General features: G+C 48.9%; 17 protein-coding genes. 6 read left to right on the top strand and 11 right to left on the bottom strand.

The window, feature by feature from the left end; all coding sequences use genetic code 11:
* Position 1 precedes the first annotated feature (1 nt).
* Both ACMWL8_RS16030 and ACMWL8_RS16025 read right to left on the bottom strand, forming a co-directional pair.
* Positions 2-310, bottom strand: a complete 309-nt coding sequence (locus ACMWL8_RS16030; RefSeq protein WP_028014353.1) for a recombinase-like helix-turn-helix domain-containing protein — start codon at positions 308-310, stop codon at positions 2-4.
* On the bottom strand, positions 307-630 hold the full coding sequence (locus ACMWL8_RS16025; RefSeq protein WP_003860044.1) for a Rieske (2Fe-2S) protein: 324 nt from the start codon (positions 628-630) through the stop codon (positions 307-309). The genes ACMWL8_RS16030 and ACMWL8_RS16025 overlap by 4 nt, the downstream gene beginning before the upstream one ends.
* Before the next feature lie 414 nt (positions 631-1,044).
* Here ACMWL8_RS16025 and ACMWL8_RS16020 point away from each other — a divergent pair, with 414 nt between their 5' ends.
* Entirely contained in the window at positions 1,045-2,256 is a 1,212-nt protein-coding gene (locus ACMWL8_RS16020; protein ID WP_045260763.1) for an MFS transporter, read from the top strand.
* 3 nt (positions 2,257-2,259) lie between these two features.
* On the opposite strand, the gene speB is transcribed toward ACMWL8_RS16020, so the two are convergent.
* The 3 genes from speB to yqgB all read right to left on the bottom strand — a co-directional run bounded on the left by speB (position 2,260) and on the right by yqgB (position 5,506).
* Positions 2,260-3,180, bottom strand: a complete 921-nt coding sequence (gene speB / locus ACMWL8_RS16015; protein ID WP_017382921.1) for an agmatinase — start codon at positions 3,178-3,180, stop codon at positions 2,260-2,262.
* Positions 3,181-3,389: 209 nt separating this feature from the next.
* On the bottom strand, positions 3,390-5,366 hold the full coding sequence (gene speA, locus ACMWL8_RS16010; RefSeq protein ID WP_045629995.1) for a biosynthetic arginine decarboxylase: 1,977 nt from the start codon (positions 5,364-5,366) through the stop codon (positions 3,390-3,392).
* 8 nt (positions 5,367-5,374) lie between these two features.
* Positions 5,375-5,506 carry an acid stress response protein YqgB gene (yqgB, locus tag ACMWL8_RS16005; protein ID WP_127312443.1) on the bottom strand — a complete coding sequence of 44 codons (132 nt, stop codon included), beginning with the start codon at positions 5,504-5,506 and terminating at the stop codon, positions 5,375-5,377.
* A 189-nt stretch (positions 5,507-5,695) separates the two neighbouring features.
* Here yqgB and ACMWL8_RS16000 point away from each other — a divergent pair, with 189 nt between their 5' ends.
* The 5 genes from ACMWL8_RS16000 to gmtX all read left to right on the top strand — a co-directional run bounded on the left by ACMWL8_RS16000 (position 5,696) and on the right by gmtX (position 12,259).
* Positions 5,696-5,983 carry a hypothetical protein gene (locus ACMWL8_RS16000; RefSeq protein ID WP_045260764.1) on the top strand — a complete coding sequence of 96 codons (288 nt, stop codon included), beginning with the start codon at positions 5,696-5,698 and terminating at the stop codon, positions 5,981-5,983.
* 186 nt (positions 5,984-6,169) lie between these two features.
* Complete coding sequence (gene metK, locus ACMWL8_RS15995) at positions 6,170-7,324, top strand: methionine adenosyltransferase (protein ID WP_041908329.1); 1,155 nt, start codon at positions 6,170-6,172, stop codon at positions 7,322-7,324.
* A 161-nt stretch (positions 7,325-7,485) separates the two neighbouring features.
* Complete coding sequence (gmtY, locus tag ACMWL8_RS15990) at positions 7,486-8,943, top strand: gamma-mobile-trio recombinase GmtY (protein ID WP_414751604.1); 1,458 nt, start codon at positions 7,486-7,488, stop codon at positions 8,941-8,943.
* Positions 8,943-11,582: an integrase family protein gene (locus ACMWL8_RS15985; RefSeq protein ID WP_063614131.1), complete on the top strand. Its 2,640-nt coding sequence runs from the start codon at positions 8,943-8,945 to the stop codon at positions 11,580-11,582. Before gmtY ends, ACMWL8_RS15985 begins: the two co-directional genes overlap by 1 nt.
* Positions 11,582-12,259 carry a gamma-mobile-trio protein GmtX gene (gmtX, locus tag ACMWL8_RS15980; protein WP_014833216.1) on the top strand — a complete coding sequence of 226 codons (678 nt, stop codon included), beginning with the start codon at positions 11,582-11,584 and terminating at the stop codon, positions 12,257-12,259. The genes ACMWL8_RS15985 and gmtX overlap by 1 nt, the downstream gene beginning before the upstream one ends.
* 34 nt (positions 12,260-12,293) lie before the next feature.
* Here the strand turns inward: gmtX and ACMWL8_RS15975 are convergent, their stop codons facing one another.
* From ACMWL8_RS15975 to ACMWL8_RS15950, 6 genes are all read right to left on the bottom strand, one after another.
* Entirely contained in the window at positions 12,294-12,590 is a 297-nt protein-coding gene (locus ACMWL8_RS15975; protein WP_071891924.1) for a helix-turn-helix domain-containing protein, read from the bottom strand.
* A 731-nt stretch (positions 12,591-13,321) separates the two neighbouring features.
* On the bottom strand, positions 13,322-13,663 hold the full coding sequence (locus tag ACMWL8_RS15970) for a DUF6527 family protein (protein ID WP_028018537.1): 342 nt from the start codon (positions 13,661-13,663) through the stop codon (positions 13,322-13,324).
* Positions 13,663-15,033 carry a ThiF family adenylyltransferase gene (locus ACMWL8_RS15965; protein WP_028018536.1) on the bottom strand — a complete coding sequence of 457 codons (1,371 nt, stop codon included), beginning with the start codon at positions 15,031-15,033 and terminating at the stop codon, positions 13,663-13,665. The genes ACMWL8_RS15970 and ACMWL8_RS15965 overlap by 1 nt, the downstream gene beginning before the upstream one ends.
* The gene (locus ACMWL8_RS15960) at positions 15,030-16,118 is read right to left on the bottom strand and encodes a multiubiquitin domain-containing protein (protein WP_028018535.1); all 1,089 of its coding nucleotides are present in this window, start codon (positions 16,116-16,118) and stop codon (positions 15,030-15,032) included. The genes ACMWL8_RS15965 and ACMWL8_RS15960 overlap by 4 nt, the downstream gene beginning before the upstream one ends.
* A 131-nt stretch (positions 16,119-16,249) precedes the next feature.
* A complete protein-coding gene (locus tag ACMWL8_RS15955) occupies positions 16,250-16,798 on the bottom strand; it encodes a winged helix-turn-helix domain-containing protein (RefSeq protein ID WP_001567865.1) in 549 nt (182 codons plus the stop codon).
* Between the two features lie 38 nt (positions 16,799-16,836).
* Positions 16,837-17,943, bottom strand: a complete 1,107-nt coding sequence (locus ACMWL8_RS15950) for a hypothetical protein (protein WP_001567866.1) — start codon at positions 17,941-17,943, stop codon at positions 16,837-16,839.
* Positions 17,944-18,325: the final 382 nt, after the last annotated feature.

The raw sequence follows: 18,325 nt of genomic DNA, 5'->3' as shown, positions 1-18,325 counted from the left end.
CTCAGTAGCCGTTAACCTGTAAGAATGCCTGGAAGCTGGCCTCGCTCCACGGCTCGCCCTGCTGATCGTGCATGCGCACCGCGTTCAGCCCGTTCACCAGCTCCGGTAAAGTTTCAACTCCCTGCTCGAAGAGATCTTCCAGCGTGGCGATGAGGTTCACTTCCCAGCTTTCCGGCTCGCGGCTGCGGGTCTGCCAGATAAGGTTCTGGTAATCACCCGGCTTATGGATCGCACCGTTACCGCCCTCAGCCGGTGGGGCAAACTGACGGCTTTCCGGCAGCGCCGGGTTGTAGTTCAGGGTGTCGCTCATGCCACGGTCTCCTCGACGAAGGTAATCTGAATCTGGTTTTCAAAAACCCGAACCGGGTAGCGGTTGAGGTTGCGCCCGCCGGGGCCGTGCAGGCACTGACCGGTTTTGACGTCGAATACCGCCTCGTGCAGCGGGCATTCCACCTTGCCGTCTTCCACGAAGCCCTGGCTCAGCAGGGCATAGGCGTGGGGGCATACGTCTTCCAGCGCGTAATATTCACCGTCAATCAAATACACGCCGATCTCTTTACCGTCGACGTTGCCGCTAAAAGGGAAATCTTCCTGTACTTGTTCTGCGTCACATACGCCTATCCAGCTCATCACGATCCTCCAGGCTTTTGTTTCATATATGAAACTCTGTTTCTTATTTAATACGGTCAATATAAAAGCGATGAATGTTTCGTCAAGCCGCAATGTGACGAATTTGTTAATCAAATGGCAATTAATTAACTAAGTGTGCAAAGGATCACGAAAAAATGCAGCGATATGAAATTTTCATTATTTCGGTGTGAAAGAATACGATTTATCGATGACCTTAAATTTCAATAAACAGTGATTGACTTCTTTTCTTTTTGTTCCTTAAAAATAAAAGAAGTGAAAAACATGGTGTTTCACCTGTGAAACTTAATTTTATTTTTTCTTTAATAAACAATGAGTTTCACAGGTGAACCATTTTACCCACGTGACAATCACGCGCATAAAAATAGAAATAAGCGAAAACATAAGGCAGGCGTTATGACGGCAAGATGGCAAGGCACAGTGGCATTGTTATTACTGATTATTATTTCCTACGTTGACCGGGTGAATATTTCTGTAATGATTTTAAACCCGGAATTTGCTCAGCATTTTCAGCTAAATGAAAACAGAATGTTACAGGGAATGCTTATGACCTGTTTTCTGCTGGGTTATGGATTTTCAGCTTTATTATTAACTCCGGTTATTGAAAGCAAACTCCATTATCGACAGGGATTATTGAGCAGCATAGCGATGTGGGCAGCGGTATGCGCCATTTCCCCGCTGCTCGGATCGCTGATGGGCATGCTCGTCACGCGCACGATCCTGGGGATCGCTGAGGGGCCGCTCTTTTCGCTGAAAACGCGCTTCATCAGCGATCACTTTAGCGCGCAGGAGATCGGCAAACCCAACGCCGTGACCGCGCTGGGGGTCTCGCTCGGGCTGGCCGTGGGCTTTCCGCTGGTAACGTGGCTGATGGCGCATCTCGGCTGGGCCGGATCGTTTTATGCCCTGGCGGTACTGAACCTGGTGCTGGGCGGCGGCCTTGTCTGGCGCTTCCTGCCCGCGCCGCGGGGTGCGGAGAAAATCAAAAAACCGGGCTTCGCAGAGACGTTTTCGCTTGCCTGGCAGACGCCGCTGCTCGGGTGGATCCTGCTGGTGGAGATTGCCACCCTGAGCTATCTCTGGGGGAGCAGCGCCTGGCTGCCCGCGTGGCTGCGCGACGAGCATCATTTCTCGCTGCACGCCACGGGCATGCTTGCGGCCATTCCCTTCCTGCTGAGTCTGGGCTCGAAGTTCCTCGGCGGGGTGCTGCTCGACAAAATGCGCCCGGAACAGGCGCCAATGCTGTTTGTGGTGGGCGGCGCGCTGACGGCGCTGTCCGTGGTCGCGCTGATGCTCAGCCATCAGCCTGCCTTGCTGGCGCTGTTTATGCTCTCGGCGAATATCTTCTGGGGGCTACAGGGGGCGGCTATTCCGGCGGTGATCCAGCATCACGCCGCGCGGGAAGCGGTGGGCAGCGCTTACGGTATTATCAACGGGATCGGCAATATCTGCGCGGCGTTTATTCCGCTGCTGATGGGGATGGTAATGAGGTCGGTAGGGTCGGTTAGCTCAGGCTTTTCGGTGCTGGTCGTCTCGCAGGTAATCACCCTGCTTGCCGGGGGAATGTTGCTGCTGCGCATGCGTCGCGCAGCAGCAATCAGCGCGTAAGGCTTATTCGCCTTTTTTCGCGGCCTGGATGTAGAGCATTTCCAGCGCCAGGGTCGCCGCGGCAAGCGCGGTGATTTCGGACTGGTCATAGGCTGGCGCCACTTCTACCACGTCCATCCCAACGATGTTCAGATCCTTCAGGCCACGCACCAGCTTGATGGCGCGGTCTGACGTCAGGCCGCCAATCACCGGCGTACCAGTACCCGGTGCAAACGCCGGATCCAGGCAGTCGATATCGAAGGTCAGGTATACAGGCATATCGCCGACGATCTGCTTAACCTGAGCCAGAATATCGTCCACGCCGCGATCGTTCACCTGGCCGGCGTCCAGCACGGTGAAACCGTTGTCTTTGTCGAACTCGGTACGGATGCCGATCTGCACGGAGTGGTTCGGATCGATCAGGCCTTCTTTCGGCGCGGTGTAGAACATGGTGCCGTGGTCGAACTCGCAGCCGTTCGCGTAAGTGTCGGTATGCGCATCGAAGTGCACCAGCGCCATTTTACCGAAGTGCTTCGCGTGGGCGCGCAGCAGCGGCAGAGTGACGAAGTGGTCACCGCCGAAGGAGAGCATGCGCTTGCCGGCCGCCAGCAGCTTCTCGGCGTGCGCCTGCAGCTTTTCGCTCATCTCACGCGCGTCGCCGAAGGCGTACACCAGGTCACCGCAGTCCACCACGTTCAGGCGCTCGCGCATGTCGAAGTTCCACGGGAAGCGGTTGTGCTCCCAGGCCAGGTTGGTGGAAACCTGACGGATTGCCGCCGGGCCGTGACGTCCACCCGCACGACCGGAGGTTGCCATGTCGAACGGCACGCCGGTGATCACCCAGTCCGCATCGCTGTCGTACGGCTGGAAGTTCATTGGAAGGCGTAAAAAACCAAACGCGTTAGATACCAGAGAGTTATCGTACTGATGACCTAAAGTGCTCATGTCCTGACCTCTTTTAACGTCGATACATTAAAAACAGATGAAAAAAATCCCCTCCGCGTCGTTAAACCCGACGAGGAAGGGATTGATTCGTAAATCGCATATTGGGGCGAATTATCGCCGGTAATTCATACGGGTTCAAGTGAGTATAGGGCATTGTGCGGTCTGATGCCCTCACCCCAACCCTCTCCCACCGGGAGAGGGAGGATTTACTACTCGTCTTCCAGGTAGGTGTACCCGTACAGACCCGCTTCAAACTCTTCCAGGAACTGCTGCTGCAAGGCATCGTCCAGACCGGTGTTTTTCACCTGGTCGCGGAACTGGGTGAGCAGTTTTTTCGGATCCAGCTGCACGTATTCCAGCATATCCGCCACGGTGTCCCCTTCATCGGACAGCTCAACCTCGACGCTGCCGTCAGGGAAGACAAACACGTCAACCGCTTCGGTATCGCCGAACAGGTTGTGCATGTTGCCGAGGATCTCCTGATACGCACCCACCATAAAGAAGCCCAGCATTGGCGGGTTCTCCGGGTCGTATTCCGGCATTGGCATCGTCGTTGCGATACCGTCACCGTCAACGTAGTGGTCAATCGCGCCGTCAGAATCACAGGTGATGTCCAGCAGCACCGCGCGACGTTCCGGGGCGTGGTTCAGCCCTTCCAGCGGCAGAACCGGGAACAGCTGGTCGATACCCCAGGCATCCGGCATCGACTGGAACAGGGAGAAGTTGACGTACATTTTGTCCGCCATACGCTCCTGCAACTCGTCAATAATCGGACGATGTGCGCGGTTGCTCGGGTCGAGCTGTTTCTGCACTTCATGGCACATGTTCAGATAGAGCTGCTCGGCCCACGCGCGCTCCTGCAGGCTGAAGGTGCCTGACGAGTAGCCGACGTGAATATCGTGCAGGTCCATCTGGCTGTCGTGCAGCCATTCGCGCAGGGAACGGCGCGTGCCCGGCTCGTGCATTTCCTGCCAGGTTTCCCACATACTTTGCAGAGAGCGTGGAGCATCGTCTGCCGGAGGCGTCGCTTCGGTGATTTCGCTGCGCTCAACGCCGATGATGTTAGAGACCAGCACCGTGTGGTGCGCGGTAACCGCGCGGCCAGATTCGGTAATCACCGTCGGGTGCGGCAGGCCATGCTCTTCACAGGCATCGCCAATCGCCCAGATGATGTTGTTGGCGTATTCGTTCAGGCCGTAGTTCACCGAGCAGTCGGACTGCGAGCGGGTTCCTTCGTAGTCCACGCCCAGGCCACCGCCCACGTCGAAGCACTGAATATTCACGCCAAGCTTGTGCAGCTCAACGTAGAAACGCGCGGACTCACGCACGCCGGTGGCGATGTCGCGAATATTGGCCATCTGCGAGCCGAGGTGGAAGTGCAGCAGCTGAATGCTGTCCAGACGACCGCGCTCGCGCAGGATCTCCACCAACTGCAGCACCTGGTTCGCCGCCAGGCCGAACTTGGATTTTTCACCGCCGGAGGACTGCCATTTACCGGACCCCTGCGACGCCAGACGCGCACGTACGCCGAGGCGTGGGATCACATTCAGACGCTCGGCCTCTTCCAGCACGATGGCAATTTCGGTCATCTTCTCGATAACCAGATAGACCTTGTGGCCCATCTTCTCGCCAATCAGCGCCAGACGAATGTATTCGCGGTCTTTATAGCCGTTACAGACGATCACCGACCGGGTCATGCCCGCGTGCGCCAGAACCGCCATCAGCTCCGCTTTGGAGCCTGCTTCCAGTCCCAGCGGTTCGCCGGAGTGGATCAGGGATTCGATTACGCGGCGGTGCTGGTTCACCTTGATCGGGTAAACCAGGAAGTAGTCGCCGTTATAGCCGTAGGATTCACGCGCGCGCTTGAACGCGGCGTTAATGGAACGCAGGCGATGTTGCAGGATCTGCGGGAAGCAGAACAGTGCAGGCAAACGCTGGCCCTGCGCTTCACGGGCTTTCACCAGCTTAGCGAGATCCACGCGCGCTTCAGGGACGTCCGGGTCCGGGCAGACGCTGATGTGGCCCAGCTCGTTGACGTCGTAGTAGTTATTGCCCCACCAGGCAATATTGTAAGTGCGCAGCATCTTGCTGGCTTCCTGGGAGCTCATCGCAACCTCCTGCATAGAACGTAGTACACCCTGTTCGCCCGCTGACGAAGGCGAAAAAGAAGACATGTCGTCAGACATAGCGAACCTCAACTCTTTGTATTAAGTGTAAAACAGTTGACTACTATCGCAGCGTTATACGGCGATAACAACCCATAAACGGCTCCGTTTCCCAGCAGAGTATGCTGAAATCCAGACCGTGCGACCGGTTTCTTATTCATATCATTGTAAAACACGTATCCGAACTCTGTATGACAAGGTTCGGCGAAACCACGAGAAAACTCTTGTATTAACAAGAGCGCCCTTGTTCAGTTTTCACAGAGCGTAACCGGCCCTTGAATCCTGAGAAGCGCCGAGATGGGTATAACATCGGCAGGTTTGCAGACTAGAAATGCGGGTTGCGGGAATCAATGGCGCGCCAGAACGGCAGCGCTGAATTAGCGGAAAACGATGGTTCATTATCTCGTATCACCTCCACGGCCGCCTCTGATGAAACGGACCCCAAGCCAAAGCTAAAAGTTCACTGCTTAACCCGGCTGGAAGTGGCGACACGATGTATTCATCGAGCGCTGATTTTATATGAGCCGCGCGCCGCGTTTTATACCGAGAAGGGGGCTAAAAAGCAAAACAAAAATACGCGTGTTGCCAGCAGCGTCAGGAAAAATTTCCAGCAGCCATTTCAACGCAGTGAGAGATGAATCAAAAAAAACTGGAAATCGGGCGAAGAAGTGACCTAAAATAGCCATCCAGATGTTAATCCATCTATACTGATTAACACTCATACTGCCAGTGTCAAAAACCTGCAGGCCTTGGTAGAATTATCTCCTTTGGCTATTCCACACAGCAGCTTGAGCTAACCAAATTCCTCTTAGGTGAAATAAAACATGGCAAAACACCTGTTTACGTCCGAGTCCGTATCAGAAGGACATCCTGATAAAATTGCTGACCAAATCTCCGATGCGGTGCTGGATGCGATCCTGGCGCAGGATCCTAAAGCGCGCGTAGCGTGTGAAACCTATGTCAAAACCGGCATGGTTCTGGTTGGCGGTGAGATCACCACCAGCGCATGGGTTGATATCGAAGAGATCACCCGTAACACGGTGCGTGAGATCGGCTATGTGCATTCTGATATGGGCTTTGATGCCAACTCCTGCGCGGTGCTGAGCGCGATTGGCAAACAGTCTCCGGACATCAACCAGGGCGTTGACCGTGCCGATCCGCTGGAACAGGGCGCGGGCGACCAGGGCCTGATGTTCGGTTATGCAACCAACGAAACCGACGTGCTGATGCCAGCACCTGTGACCTACGCACACCGTCTGGTGCAGCGTCAGGCTGAAGTGCGTAAAAACGGCACCCTGCCGTGGCTGCGCCCGGATGCGAAAAGCCAGGTCACCTTCCAGTACGACGACGGCAAAATCGTCGGTATTGACGCTGTGGTGCTGTCTACCCAGCATGCCGAAGAGATCGATCAGAAATCCCTGCAGGAAGCAGTGATGGAAGAGATCATCAAGCCGGTTCTGCCAACCGAATGGCTGAGCTCAGCAACCAAATTCTTCATCAACCCAACCGGACGCTTTGTTATCGGCGGTCCAATGGGCGACTGCGGCCTGACCGGTCGTAAAATCATCGTTGATACCTACGGCGGCATGGCGCGTCACGGTGGCGGCGCGTTCTCCGGTAAAGATCCGTCTAAAGTTGACCGTTCTGCCGCGTACGCTGCACGTTATGTGGCGAAAAACATCGTTGCTGCCGGCCTGGCTGACCGCTGTGAAATTCAGGTTTCCTACGCAATCGGCGTTGCTGAGCCAACCTCCATCATGGTGGAAACCTTCGGTACTGAAAAAGTGCCTTCAGAACAGCTGACCCTGCTGGTGCGCGAGTTCTTCGACCTGCGTCCATACGGCCTGATTCAGATGCTGGATCTGCTGCACCCAATCTACCAGGAAACCGCTGCATACGGTCACTTTGGTCGTGAACATTTCCCATGGGAAAAAACCGACAAAGCCGCTCTGCTGCGTGAGGCTGCCGGTCTGAAGTAATCGACAGCCGAGAGTATTAAACAGGCCAGCCTTTGTTTATATACAGTTAACTTAAACGTGTATAAAGTGTACTAAAGCAGATGGATCTGCTTTTTTTTCACCCAAAAACTAAGCAAAGTATACAGTGTGTATTGTGTATTCTACTTAAAGGAAAACATGATTTGTCATCAGTTAAAGTCAGGGCAACGATTGTAGAAGATAACACTGGTATCAAAAGCCAAATCCCTATCCTTCTGACAGAGCAGGGAGAGTTGAGTGTGGTAACAGATTACCTGCTTAAGTTAGAAGCCGACGATGTAAGCCACTCGGTAATGAATGGGGTCCTCCAGGCTGTGTCCTTATTGCTGGATTACATGCAGGCAAATAGAGGCGACTTTGACGACCCAATGCTGCTCTTCCAGACTTTTTCTAAGCGTTTATATACTGGAACGATTGGCGAGAATGGGATTGACCCTTCAGGTTTGTATTGGGTGCCGGCCTCAACCAGTAACGTGAATAAACATATTCAACGACTGTCTGCCTTCACCGACTGGCTGGCACACAAACAAGGTGTAGAGTCTGTGAATCCGTTGTGTGAAGCGACCCGGCATGAACAGAGGTTAAATTACGCCGCATGGTATCGCAAAAATCAGAACGATTTTTTAGGTCATATTGAAGATAAAACTGTTAACAAAACCATCCGTAAGGCGAGAACGATCAAAGGCCGTACTCCTCTCACAATAGCTGAACATGATGCTATCGCATTTCCCGAAATGCACTGGGAAAAATTCTATATGTGTGGTGTTGGTGGCTCTGGCGATCCACGAGTGGCACTAAGAGATAAATTAATTCTTCTGCTTATGCACGGTGGTGGGGTGCGCGAAAGTGAGGCGTTAACACTTTGGGTGACGGATGTATTTGAAGACCCGTATAACCCAGACAGTGCTGTGGTCAGGATCTATAACGAGACTGATGGTAAGGCCCCTGAAGGTTGGCGTAATCGCTCTGGTGCATCAACCAGAGCGGCATATTTAAAAGAACAATATGCCCGGATACCACGACAGCGAATGAAAGGAACTGCCCGACTTGGCTGGAAGAACCGCGTGGTTGATCATAAAGATAATTACCTACAGGTTCAGTGGTTTCCTGCCGACTATGGAAAAGTGTTTATGTCACTCTGGAAAAACTATCAAAAGTATCGCGCCAGTATCGACTGTCACCACCCTTATGCATTCATTTCTTTTCATCACAGCGCCCTCGGTAACCCTTACACAATTTCCGCTTTTCATGACAACTACATCAATGGATTAAAACGAATTGGTTTAGAACCAAACAAGGCAGAAGGTTTAGGCCCTCACGGACATCGACATAACTACGGAAGACGATTAGAGCGTTCAGGGCTGAGCCCGCTTGTGATCCGCCGTTGCATGCATCACAAGTCTCTGGATTCACAAATCCCATATACAGGCAAAGGTCAGAAAGAAATTTCGGACGAACTCACTAAAGCTACACTGCTGCTGGCAAACCCTGATTCGAAAGTCAAAATTCTTGACTGGAAAGCTCTAACTGAACATGGCTTTAATGACATTGACCCGCAGGGTTATTTCACAGGCCGGAATCCAAAGCTGAGAGGTAAATAATGTTGCCACCAAAAAGCAAAAAAAATGATGGGCGTACATCCGACTTAGCTTTCTTATGGATGCTGACTACGCTTGGCGCAGAATGGCGGCAATGGCAGGAGCTGGCAGCAAAGTGGATGGCAACACAAACCCTCGGTATAAGTGATAAACGCGAGGCCCTGGGACGCTTCTTTGAGTCCTATATTGCTGTGTACGCCCCGTATGCAATAAGTGATTTGTCATTATTTTTTAAAGGCTACCAGGGACATAAGTGCTCCAGTGAAGAGTTTGAGCAAATTATAAGGAGCACTGTTGCCGCATCCGCGAACATTCAAAAAGGCATGAACTATGCTTATGAATTCATTGATTTTGTTGTCAAAGACGTTTTTTCGGAAAAAGATAACTATGGCAATTTAGTTCCATTGGTTTTAAATCCACTCCGAAAAATTAAAAAAGGATATGTTGCTACAGAAACAGTGCGCAACCCCTTACCATATCGCTATATTCAGAACCTGCGCCAGATCCTTTGTCCATTACCGGATAAAACTGAACTCACCATTATCGGTCAGAATCTTAAACAGGAAGAAAAATTACTTCCTGCTTGGCATTACCGTCACTTTAAATACTGGGTTTGGGCGCAGCATGCTGGGAGCGACTGGTTTGAAGTCGGGCCAGAACTGATTGATAAAAATGACCCCGACTGCGTATGGCGTACCAGAGAAGTGACCCGTAAAGGTAAAAAAATCACCCTTTATCAAATCTGGTCGCCTGTAAAAGCAATGATGATTTTCATTAAGCTCCACCTGCCACTTCGTTCCTCGCAGGTTCGTATGCTGGACAGCGGAGAAGCCGATACGTGGCGCTATGAAAATGGTCGATGGATTCTTAACACTCGACATGATTTCGCCCTTGGCAGTGCAAAGCGCCCATTTGGAAAAGGCATATTCCGTCGGATTTACGATACCATGACTGGACTATACTCGACGGGGTTGTACATCAATACCAACAAGACTGCTGACCAGAATAAAAATGAACTGGAACGTGGTTACATCATACCGTGGCAAAACGAAGAAGTGCTGTACTGGCTGGAGAAATTGAGGAACTGGCAAGAAAAATACAATCCGATTGCGAAGCCTACCGAATGTACTTTGCTGCTGAGAAAGCATATACACCACCAGGGATCAGACAGACAACTGAAAAGTATGGGAGAAATCGCTTTTCTGTTCCGTGACGCATCTGCCAGAGGCGAGGATAAACAAAAACCTATTCCTTATAACGCGTCAGATTCATTCTGGTATCAATTGCTGCTTGAATTAGAAAATCAACTCGCAGCCCGCGGGGATACCCTGGATAACGACGAGCGTTTGAAGCTGGTTGTGGATTATCCCGAGGGAAGAATGAAAGGTACAGCCACGCTGTTTCCTCTTCACAGCCTGCGTGTCTCTCTGATCACTGCGTACACAATGGACACACAACTGCCATTACCTGTGATTTCAAAACTCCTGGCAGGCCATACTCGCCTGTTGATGACCATCTATTACAACAAAATCACACCTTCTGTCATGGCAGATAAAATGAGCGAGGCACATGACACTCTGGATGTTAAATCCAGGCTGTCGGTTCGCAACTTTCTCAAAGATGCTTCAATGGAGCAGATTCAGTGCAGGATGGCATATCACAGCGAGGGGAGTATCCAGACAGCTCTGGTTAATCGTAACCCGATTGGCTGGGAAGAGCGTTCGTGTGGGCTGTGCCTGATGGGAGGTAACACCGTGAAGCCTGATGAAATTAATACCCTAGGAGGATGCTGGAATGGTGGGGTATTGATAAAAGACTCAGGCTCCGCTGCCAGCCGTATTTATGAAAGTGTCCCCCATGGCCCTCAAAACTGTATTCGTTGTCGATGGTTTATCACCGAGGCCCGGTTCCTTCCTGCGCTCAATGCCCAATTTAACCAGCTGAGTTACAGGGCACACCAGGCTTCTGCCTTATCTGTGGAAATTGAAGGTGAACTGGACATACTTAAAGATGAACAGTTTTTCTTTGAGGAACAAGGAAAACCCTTTATCAGACATGATGAGCTAAAGGCACTACAGCGCCGTTATGAAATACAGCAAGCAGAAGCAGATGAGTATACGAAAGACTGGATTGCGTGTTTTGAACTTATTAACAAAATCATTCGTGTCGAAGAACTCAGGAAGGACGGCGACCTCAAAGATAAATTGATTGCGGTTGGCTCAGAGCAGGACGTTTGTCATGCTCTGAAGTTTATCGAAACTGACTCGGAATTATTGCATCTGTCTTTATTGTGCGAGGATGCTGAGTTCTATCCAGATTTGCTGGATGAACTTCGCAAAACTCCGGTCATTCAAAAGCGTTCGGTGCAGCTGAGTCGGGTATTAATGAAAAAAGGTTTTGAGCCTGTTTTCATGGAAATGGACGATAAACAGCAGCTTATTGCTGCCAACGCAATGCTGCGTCAGATGGCTAAAATAGCTGATCCTGACGATAAACTTGAAGGATACCGCAAGGTGGTCGGTTATATTGAGGCAGGTGAATACCTGACTAATAATAACCTTTTTTCTGAGGGGATTCAGTCCCTTACCAGCAAAGCCATTCACCTTAGTCACATTGCCCTGCCTGACTTACTGGAGAACTAATGGAATTAAATATTGATATCATTCTTGCTGATTTGAAAGAAGGCAAAGTAAAGCGGACTCAGCAGAACCTTGAAAAGCTTAATGACACCTTGAAGAAATATGCTGAATCAGGCCAGCGAGACTTCTCCATCACAAAGATTGGGTTGGTGTCCGCTGCCGATGGCGGTCTTGCTTATGAAGCCCTGCGGGCTACCCGTAACGAGCATTACCGCACACTGATAAAGGCCTGGGCAGCCACTTGTAATACCAGTATCCAAAAGCCATTATCCGGTACCTCCCGGTCTAAATCTGTTCCCGCAGACTATAAACTTTTAGAGCGCATCCCGGACCTGGCGGTACGCGCCTTGTTTGGCCAAATCATTGCCGAGCGTAACCGCTACCGCAATGAAGTAAATCTGCTCAAACAACATGCCAATATCATCATCGACAAACGCCCCGTGCGGCAGTTTCAAACGACACCAGAATCTACGGTGGAGGTATTACCGTCCCTGTCAGGAATTCTCACCCACTCAGAAAAGAAAGCCCTGGCGTATTCCATATCTGAGGAATGCATGGATAAGAACAACTGGCAGATTACCCAGGCCGGGCAAGTAAAAGACACGGACTACAACAGTGAAGTTTTTCCACGAGGTTTTGTCACAGGGCTTCGAAAGTTATTGGATGTGGCAGATGAATAACGGCAAATGGCTATGTAAGCATCCCACATAATTGTCACCATTTTTCCCGTCTGGCGGGAGAAAATTCATATTTGTCTTTCTCTTCTGTTGAGGAAGCTGGAGTTGAAGGTTTGTTCGAAGATAAGGAAAGCTCAATCCCTAAAACAGTAAACACTCTGAATAGCCTTTCAAAACTGGCACTCGATGGATTGGATTCGAAACGTGCATAAGCTTGCTGTGACACTCCTAATCGCTCTGAAATAGCTTTCTGTGTGAGTCCATTAACTTTGCGAAAACCAATCAATATTGGACGTAAATGATCAAGATGCTTTATCGGATAGGCTTTATTCATTTTGAGATAACCACGCGTTGTTGCGTCTGAAACATGCTTCTGGAGTCTCATTTAACAACGTACAGGGTGTTAAAACAAGAATACAAACTACAGATTGTTAAACAAACATGTAGTAGCGCTTAAACCCTTATTGAAAGGGCTTTCTGCATGATGCTCGACTCAGAGAACATTATGAGTATGTTGCAGGATCTCTAAAGGTGAATCGTTCGTTTGCGAGAACTTAAGCTGTATGGAGGAAGAGGTCCTGAAAGAAGGCGTGGAGTGCGATCACTCGTGAAAATGGATAGCGCCTGCGTCCTTGTTGCCTAAGGATGGAGAATCGCGCAAGTCAGCCGCGCCTTGTGTGTATCGCGTGGGCAGTTGTCACTACGAGTTAAACTTTCTGCCGGTTAGCAGGGCAAGCGCTGTGACCGGCGTAACGACGAAGCACTTCCCCCATGGATAGACAGATAAGTTCTCTGATAGAAAGCAATTTATTATATTTAAAACACCATCCAATAATTCACAAAGTAAATATTAAAAGACTCTCTAAATTAAATTCAGAGTCTCGTCATGAGATTTACAAATACATGATTGAAATGAATCTCTTTGAAACTGGCTGTTCAGACCTGATTAAACCTGCAAATTGTTTTTGCTCAGGGTGTCCCTAAGTTAAAAACTACTCACAAGTACATGAACAGGCTCTGTTTTTATTATCTGGATAATTTGCCTTTTCCTTTCAAAAGTTAAAATCAAACCCAAATAACTCTTCCTTTTTTTATCCAGAAATGAGATTGACAACCATCTTTTAACCATACAGAAGGATACAGGGAAGGTAAGCTGTTATCGTCAAGAGCATAATCCCATCTGGGGTTGGCTTCTTCTATAGCCAGTAACTCAATGGTTCGCCCACATCCACAGGGACACTTAAATCCAATACACCAATCCTCCGTGCCCTCTCTGGCGAGAATTATGGAACGAAGGGGCATCTTATCCGGTAATGAATCTGCATTAACGATAATCAGTTGCCTTGCCGGAAGTAAATATTCAAACTTGCGTAGAAAATAATAAAGAACCTTGTTGAAAAAAGACATTACATATCTCCCAGTTCAGGAATACCCAAAAGTGGTTCTTTCCTGCCAGCGGCTATACGGGGATTGGGAGCCCTGGCAATTGCATCTTCATCGATATAGTCCTCTTCAACGCCAGAAAGACTGAACAACGTTCGCGCATATCCCTTGTTAGGGTATTCACGAAAAGGGAAACATCTGGCGATATATTCCAGTACACATGCTGCCGCTGCCCTCATGTTCAGTGTTATTACAGCTGGAGCCTCTTCCTGTAGCCCTGTGATGTAACCTCTTTCGACTTGCTCGTCATACTCTTCTTCGCTCAGGTTTTCACGGTAGATAAGCTCCGGGGTGTATACTTGCCGATCAGATAACGTAGATCCACCGGGTTTTACATAGTCTATCCGTCCCGTGACATCCGTAATTTTTCTTCCATCCTCAGGATCAACATGCGTTGGTATTTTTACACCCACATCAAGCAGTGGGATTAAAAATGACGAAGCAATGCGATCTGCAATCATCCGAGCCTGGAAAGTATCAACACAGCAAAAAATCACATCTGCATTTGCCGCTGACAGAACGGCTTCTCGCGAGAAGATGGTGTCCTGAATGGGTTGGGCAATATCTTTTCCTCGTATATTGCGAATAGCTTGCGCAAACATATCAACCTTCGACCGGCCGCTCAGGGCATCATCAAGAGTCGAGTTCAGGATCCTGTTCAGATTTTTCTTTTCAATATGATCATGATCAATAAGAACTATTTCCCCAAATCCTAGCCGGGCAACCTGTTCGGCCACAATTGAACCTGTGCCAGATACACCAATGATAGCTGCGGTAAGTTTGTTAAAGGTGTCAGTCATACCCGATGTAAAAGCTATCGGTTGCTGGCTTAACTCATAAATACCATCCCACCAGTAGTGAATATCATCACCTGCGACAGTTACTAAATCCACATTCTCAGCGTATTTCCCCTTACGATAGAGCCGTGCACGCATGCTTCCTTCAGAGACCATAATTGCTGAACCATGAACAGTGTCAACGCCCTGATAAAGAGAAAGCATCGTCTGAGCATCACTTGCATCATCCGTATCCGAGAATTCAAGCAAACCGCCGGGATGTGAATGTACAAGAATAACTGTCATTAAAGTTTCTTCAGCGGCATCAATGGCTTTCTCCAGATAGCTACCAGGCCATGATATAAAGTCACTCGTCCTGGATACGCACTCTTCATATGGAACCGGAATTAGCTCCTTTGCCATGAGCTTCAGACGAACTCCTTCATAACGGTTACACACCAGGATTGCAGCCGCCTCTTTTTCGTCTCCTGGAAAAAGATGTTTCTTCAGAGAAGTATGGAGTTCCTGAGTTAAGATTAGACGACTTCCGTGGCTCATTGCTCCACCTCCTTTTGCAGACAACCATCAGCCATGGCCAGTTGAGAAATAACTGAATCGGTCTCAGGATCCCATGAGCGATGGCGAGACCATCGCTGATACGCAACACTATCAATAACCGCCGTAGCTTCCGTAGCCGGAATGTTGACGCCATTGACCCGAGCCAATGGTGGATAGACATAAAACATATCCAACATGTTTACGGGATAGCCAGATGTTATCGACAGTGCCAGATTTACCTGGTGATGATTATATCCTTCCGGCACCTCAAAACCGTGAATAATCAGCCATCGTGCATTGCCGTTCAGGCTGGTCTCCCAAAAATACCCCATTTCGTTAAGATAGCGCTCATCACTGGGCAGAAGACTGAACTCACGGCGCTTGGCAGGCGACTCTTCGCCATTGTTCACATCTTTCGGCGTAAGTCGCAGTTTCTCTATCCCGGGTGTGCGCAAATCGATGACATCATCAATATTCTTCTCAACTTTTGGCTGCCCTTCAACTTTGAGAAAGATATGCCATGCCTGATTGGGATTCAGCCCTGCCCGGATAACAGCATCCCGGATGACAACGGTCGGGGTATCAAAAGTAAATTCCTTACCCTGAACATTCAGCTTCCACGTTGCCTTTTTGCTGATGAAATGCTCAATCCCATCACCATCCAGATCGATAATCTGGTCATTTTGTATTTCAAGATCGGCTTCGTCTTCACGTTCAAGAAGAAGTTTTTTATTGTCGTCAATGTTTCCGAGCTTACGGACGTTATAACCAGTGATTAAGCGGCATGGCCACTCAAGACGTGCCCCGTCAATTGTAAAAAAATACGTGCGATCTGATTCAATAACGATGAAACGGCGAACATCAGAGCCAAGATGGACAACTTCATCAGGACGGATATCTTCCAGTGAACCATTCGGAAGAAACATCAGGACAACAGGCATTTGATCTGGTTTAAAACCTGATGCAGCAGAAATCTGTGAACCGTTTGGTGTACGGTCCTCAAGCGCGACCTGACGGAAAACGAGATGTTCATCTGCCACCTCAATGAAGTGGTCGTGGGGGTGTTGGGAACGAATCTCTTGCATAAATATCTCCAGGAGTTCTTCGGCAGTAGCGCTTCAGAATCTCATTAAATAAAGCTGTTTAACCAGGTGTCAGAAAAAAACTGAACCACTGCGATAACTATACATGCAGCAATCTGGTTAAATCAAGCTGTTTAAGCGGAAATATTTGGACCGGAGTATATAAACTCAATGCCTCCTGTTGGTGAGGACACTTCAGACCTCATGATAACCCCTTCACTGGAAAGTTTTTTAAGCCTTGTGCTCGCATTTTGAACTGATATGTTGAGAGACTTAGCGACATTTGCCGTACTGACGCCATTACGTCCTAACACGACGTCAAGCAACGCCTTTGTCGAGCTTTTCGCTTCAGGACCAATAACCCGCACTCCGCCAGCCAAAACCACTATCATAGACTGTTGCTTTGCAATGGCAGCATAGTCCCAGTTATCGATGAGATCTGTTGAGCTGACATCGGTGATAAAGAAATACTTTTCCCCACAAAGCTGCTTTGCAAGCGCAATGACACTTTCACGTGGAAAAGAGGAATCGGTAGCCACAATTCCTTCAAGAGAGATTTCAAAAGACTTGCAGCCAGGGTTTGAGTCAACAACATTTTGAAGTCGCTTAAACACTTCCCGCCCCAAAACATTTCCAAATGGATGGTTATTGTTTTCAGTGAGTTCCAGCAGTTTGACTTTCATACAATCCTGCTTCTTATGGTTAATTTAAGGAGATGATACTAATCATAGCCCAGGAAAAAATCAAAGCAAACTTGTGTGCCCTTAATCAACGCGAGCCTTTTTTTGCTGGTAATTTCAGTTATAACACCATTCTTGTAGGTAATTCTCAACTCAAAGTCAGGTTGTCGGACAAGAACAACAGCATCATATTTTGCGGCCAGATCCTGAGAACGCTTCAGACCCAGTCCCCGAGCTGCCTCGTCAGGTGCAGACCCAAATTGGCTCAACCCACCATTTTTAAGCGCATGGGTAACCAAGAATAAATCAGCATCTTCGCCTGATGACTCCAGTTCCTCGAAAATTTCAGGATAATGTTTTTTAAGATTACGTTTCAATGTCGTGGCAATACCCAAACCACTATCTGAAATGACGGTCTGAATGTGGCGCCGCTTACCTTTATATAACTGTAACGCTGCAAACCCAGGAATCGGGCTCTCACTGTGATCCCGGACATTACCAATCAGCTCTGAAAATATGGTGAACACCGCCATGTAGTACTTTTGGCCGGCATGGACTACAAACTTCTTAGTTAACTTTACAGGGATAGAGTTATCAAAATCATCAAGGTCTATAGAGGCTATCTCAACCAGATTGTCACTGTTTCCCTGATAGCGTTGTGCCCTTGAATTCGTTGGTCTCTCAGGCTTGACTAACACATCAGGATGCAAATGATCAAAAAAACCTAACCGGTTCAGGTAGTTTTTCGCAGAAGGGCATTTGCTAAAATCGAGTTCTATGGATTTTCCAGAATATGCAGCCTGATTTGCCAATGCAATTATCCTTGCTCCAGCTGCCAATAAAATAGAGCAACTTTCCGGGAAGCTTATGCTGCATCTGCGCGCAGAGGCGCTCAACAGACATCCCGAAGCTGATAAGTTAGCTTCAAAAATATTTTCATCGATCCAAGCGTCGCCATCCAGAACCAGAACATATTCATCGTCAACATACCATTTCCATTCGACCCGTTTGAGTCCCTCTGCATGGCTATATAAAAATGAATTCAGGGCTGACTTGTCAGCATATCCGAGAGTTTTAGCTATCTGTTTGCCTGTCAGGCCGGGAGATTCCCGAAGCAGCTCTTTGATTTTCTCTGTATCGAACAGCATTCGATAAAATCCTTAAAGAGAAATTATTCCTTTCTCTATCCGGCAACTACCGGCCCCCTGTAAAAATTCACAGGCTGAGAAAGAGCAGAGGGGTGCATCTGATGTAACAAAGCGATAATTATATGTGGTGCTCCGGTTCGAGGTAAACAGCCGACAGGATAAAAATGCAGATCCTGCGAGTCCTTTACATCTCAGCGCCTGGAGTATCTGTCGAAACACTTCATATCAATATCAACTGATGGGTAGACGAGGGATGCCTGTTTAGTGACCTGAGTGCATTTTACGCATGGGATCTGAATAAATGTGATGAAGAATTGCGAGCAATAGAGCAGAAAAGTTGAGGGAGATATGCATATAAAAAATCATTATTAGGCAACACGTC

Source organism: Enterobacter sp. 04-C-12-SI-ECC (assembly GCF_047530715.1).
In the GTDB taxonomy this organism is placed as follows: Bacteria; Pseudomonadota; Gammaproteobacteria; order Enterobacterales; family Enterobacteriaceae; genus Enterobacter; species Enterobacter bugandensis.
The sequence above is the reverse complement of the archived record's forward strand: the minus strand, read 5'-3'. Positions and strand labels throughout refer to the sequence as shown.

Bases quoted from the DNA above. Each gene is read 5' to 3' on its own strand.
- ACMWL8_RS16030 (WP_028014353.1), bottom strand. From the start codon at position 310: ATGAGCGACACCCTGAACTACAACCCGGCGCTGCCGGAAAGCCGTCAG.
- ACMWL8_RS16025 (WP_003860044.1), bottom strand. From the start codon at position 630: ATGAGCTGGATAGGCGTATGTGACGCAGAACAAGTACAGGAAGATTTC.
- ACMWL8_RS16020 (WP_045260763.1), top strand. From the start codon at position 1,045: ATGACGGCAAGATGGCAAGGCACAGTGGCATTGTTATTACTGATTATT.
- speB (WP_017382921.1), bottom strand. From the start codon at position 3,180: ATGAGCACTTTAGGTCATCAGTACGATAACTCTCTGGTATCTAACGCG.
- speA (WP_045629995.1), bottom strand. From the start codon at position 5,366: ATGTCTGACGACATGTCTTCTTTTTCGCCTTCGTCAGCGGGCGAACAG.
- yqgB (WP_127312443.1), bottom strand. From the start codon at position 5,506: ATGAATAAGAAACCGGTCGCACGGTCTGGATTTCAGCATACTCTGCTG.
- ACMWL8_RS16000 (WP_045260764.1), top strand. From the start codon at position 5,696: ATGGCGCGCCAGAACGGCAGCGCTGAATTAGCGGAAAACGATGGTTCA.
- metK (WP_041908329.1), top strand. From the start codon at position 6,170: ATGGCAAAACACCTGTTTACGTCCGAGTCCGTATCAGAAGGACATCCT.
- ACMWL8_RS15985 (WP_063614131.1), top strand. From the start codon at position 8,943: ATGTTGCCACCAAAAAGCAAAAAAAATGATGGGCGTACATCCGACTTA.
- gmtX (WP_014833216.1), top strand. From the start codon at position 11,582: ATGGAATTAAATATTGATATCATTCTTGCTGATTTGAAAGAAGGCAAA.
- ACMWL8_RS15975 (WP_071891924.1), bottom strand. From the start codon at position 12,590: ATGAATAAAGCCTATCCGATAAAGCATCTTGATCATTTACGTCCAATA.
- ACMWL8_RS15970 (WP_028018537.1), bottom strand. From the start codon at position 13,663: ATGTCTTTTTTCAACAAGGTTCTTTATTATTTTCTACGCAAGTTTGAA.
- ACMWL8_RS15965 (WP_028018536.1), bottom strand. From the start codon at position 15,033: ATGAGCCACGGAAGTCGTCTAATCTTAACTCAGGAACTCCATACTTCT.
- ACMWL8_RS15960 (WP_028018535.1), bottom strand. From the start codon at position 16,118: ATGCAAGAGATTCGTTCCCAACACCCCCACGACCACTTCATTGAGGTG.
- ACMWL8_RS15955 (WP_001567865.1), bottom strand. From the start codon at position 16,798: ATGAAAGTCAAACTGCTGGAACTCACTGAAAACAATAACCATCCATTT.
- ACMWL8_RS15950 (WP_001567866.1), bottom strand. From the start codon at position 17,943: ATGCTGTTCGATACAGAGAAAATCAAAGAGCTGCTTCGGGAATCTCCC.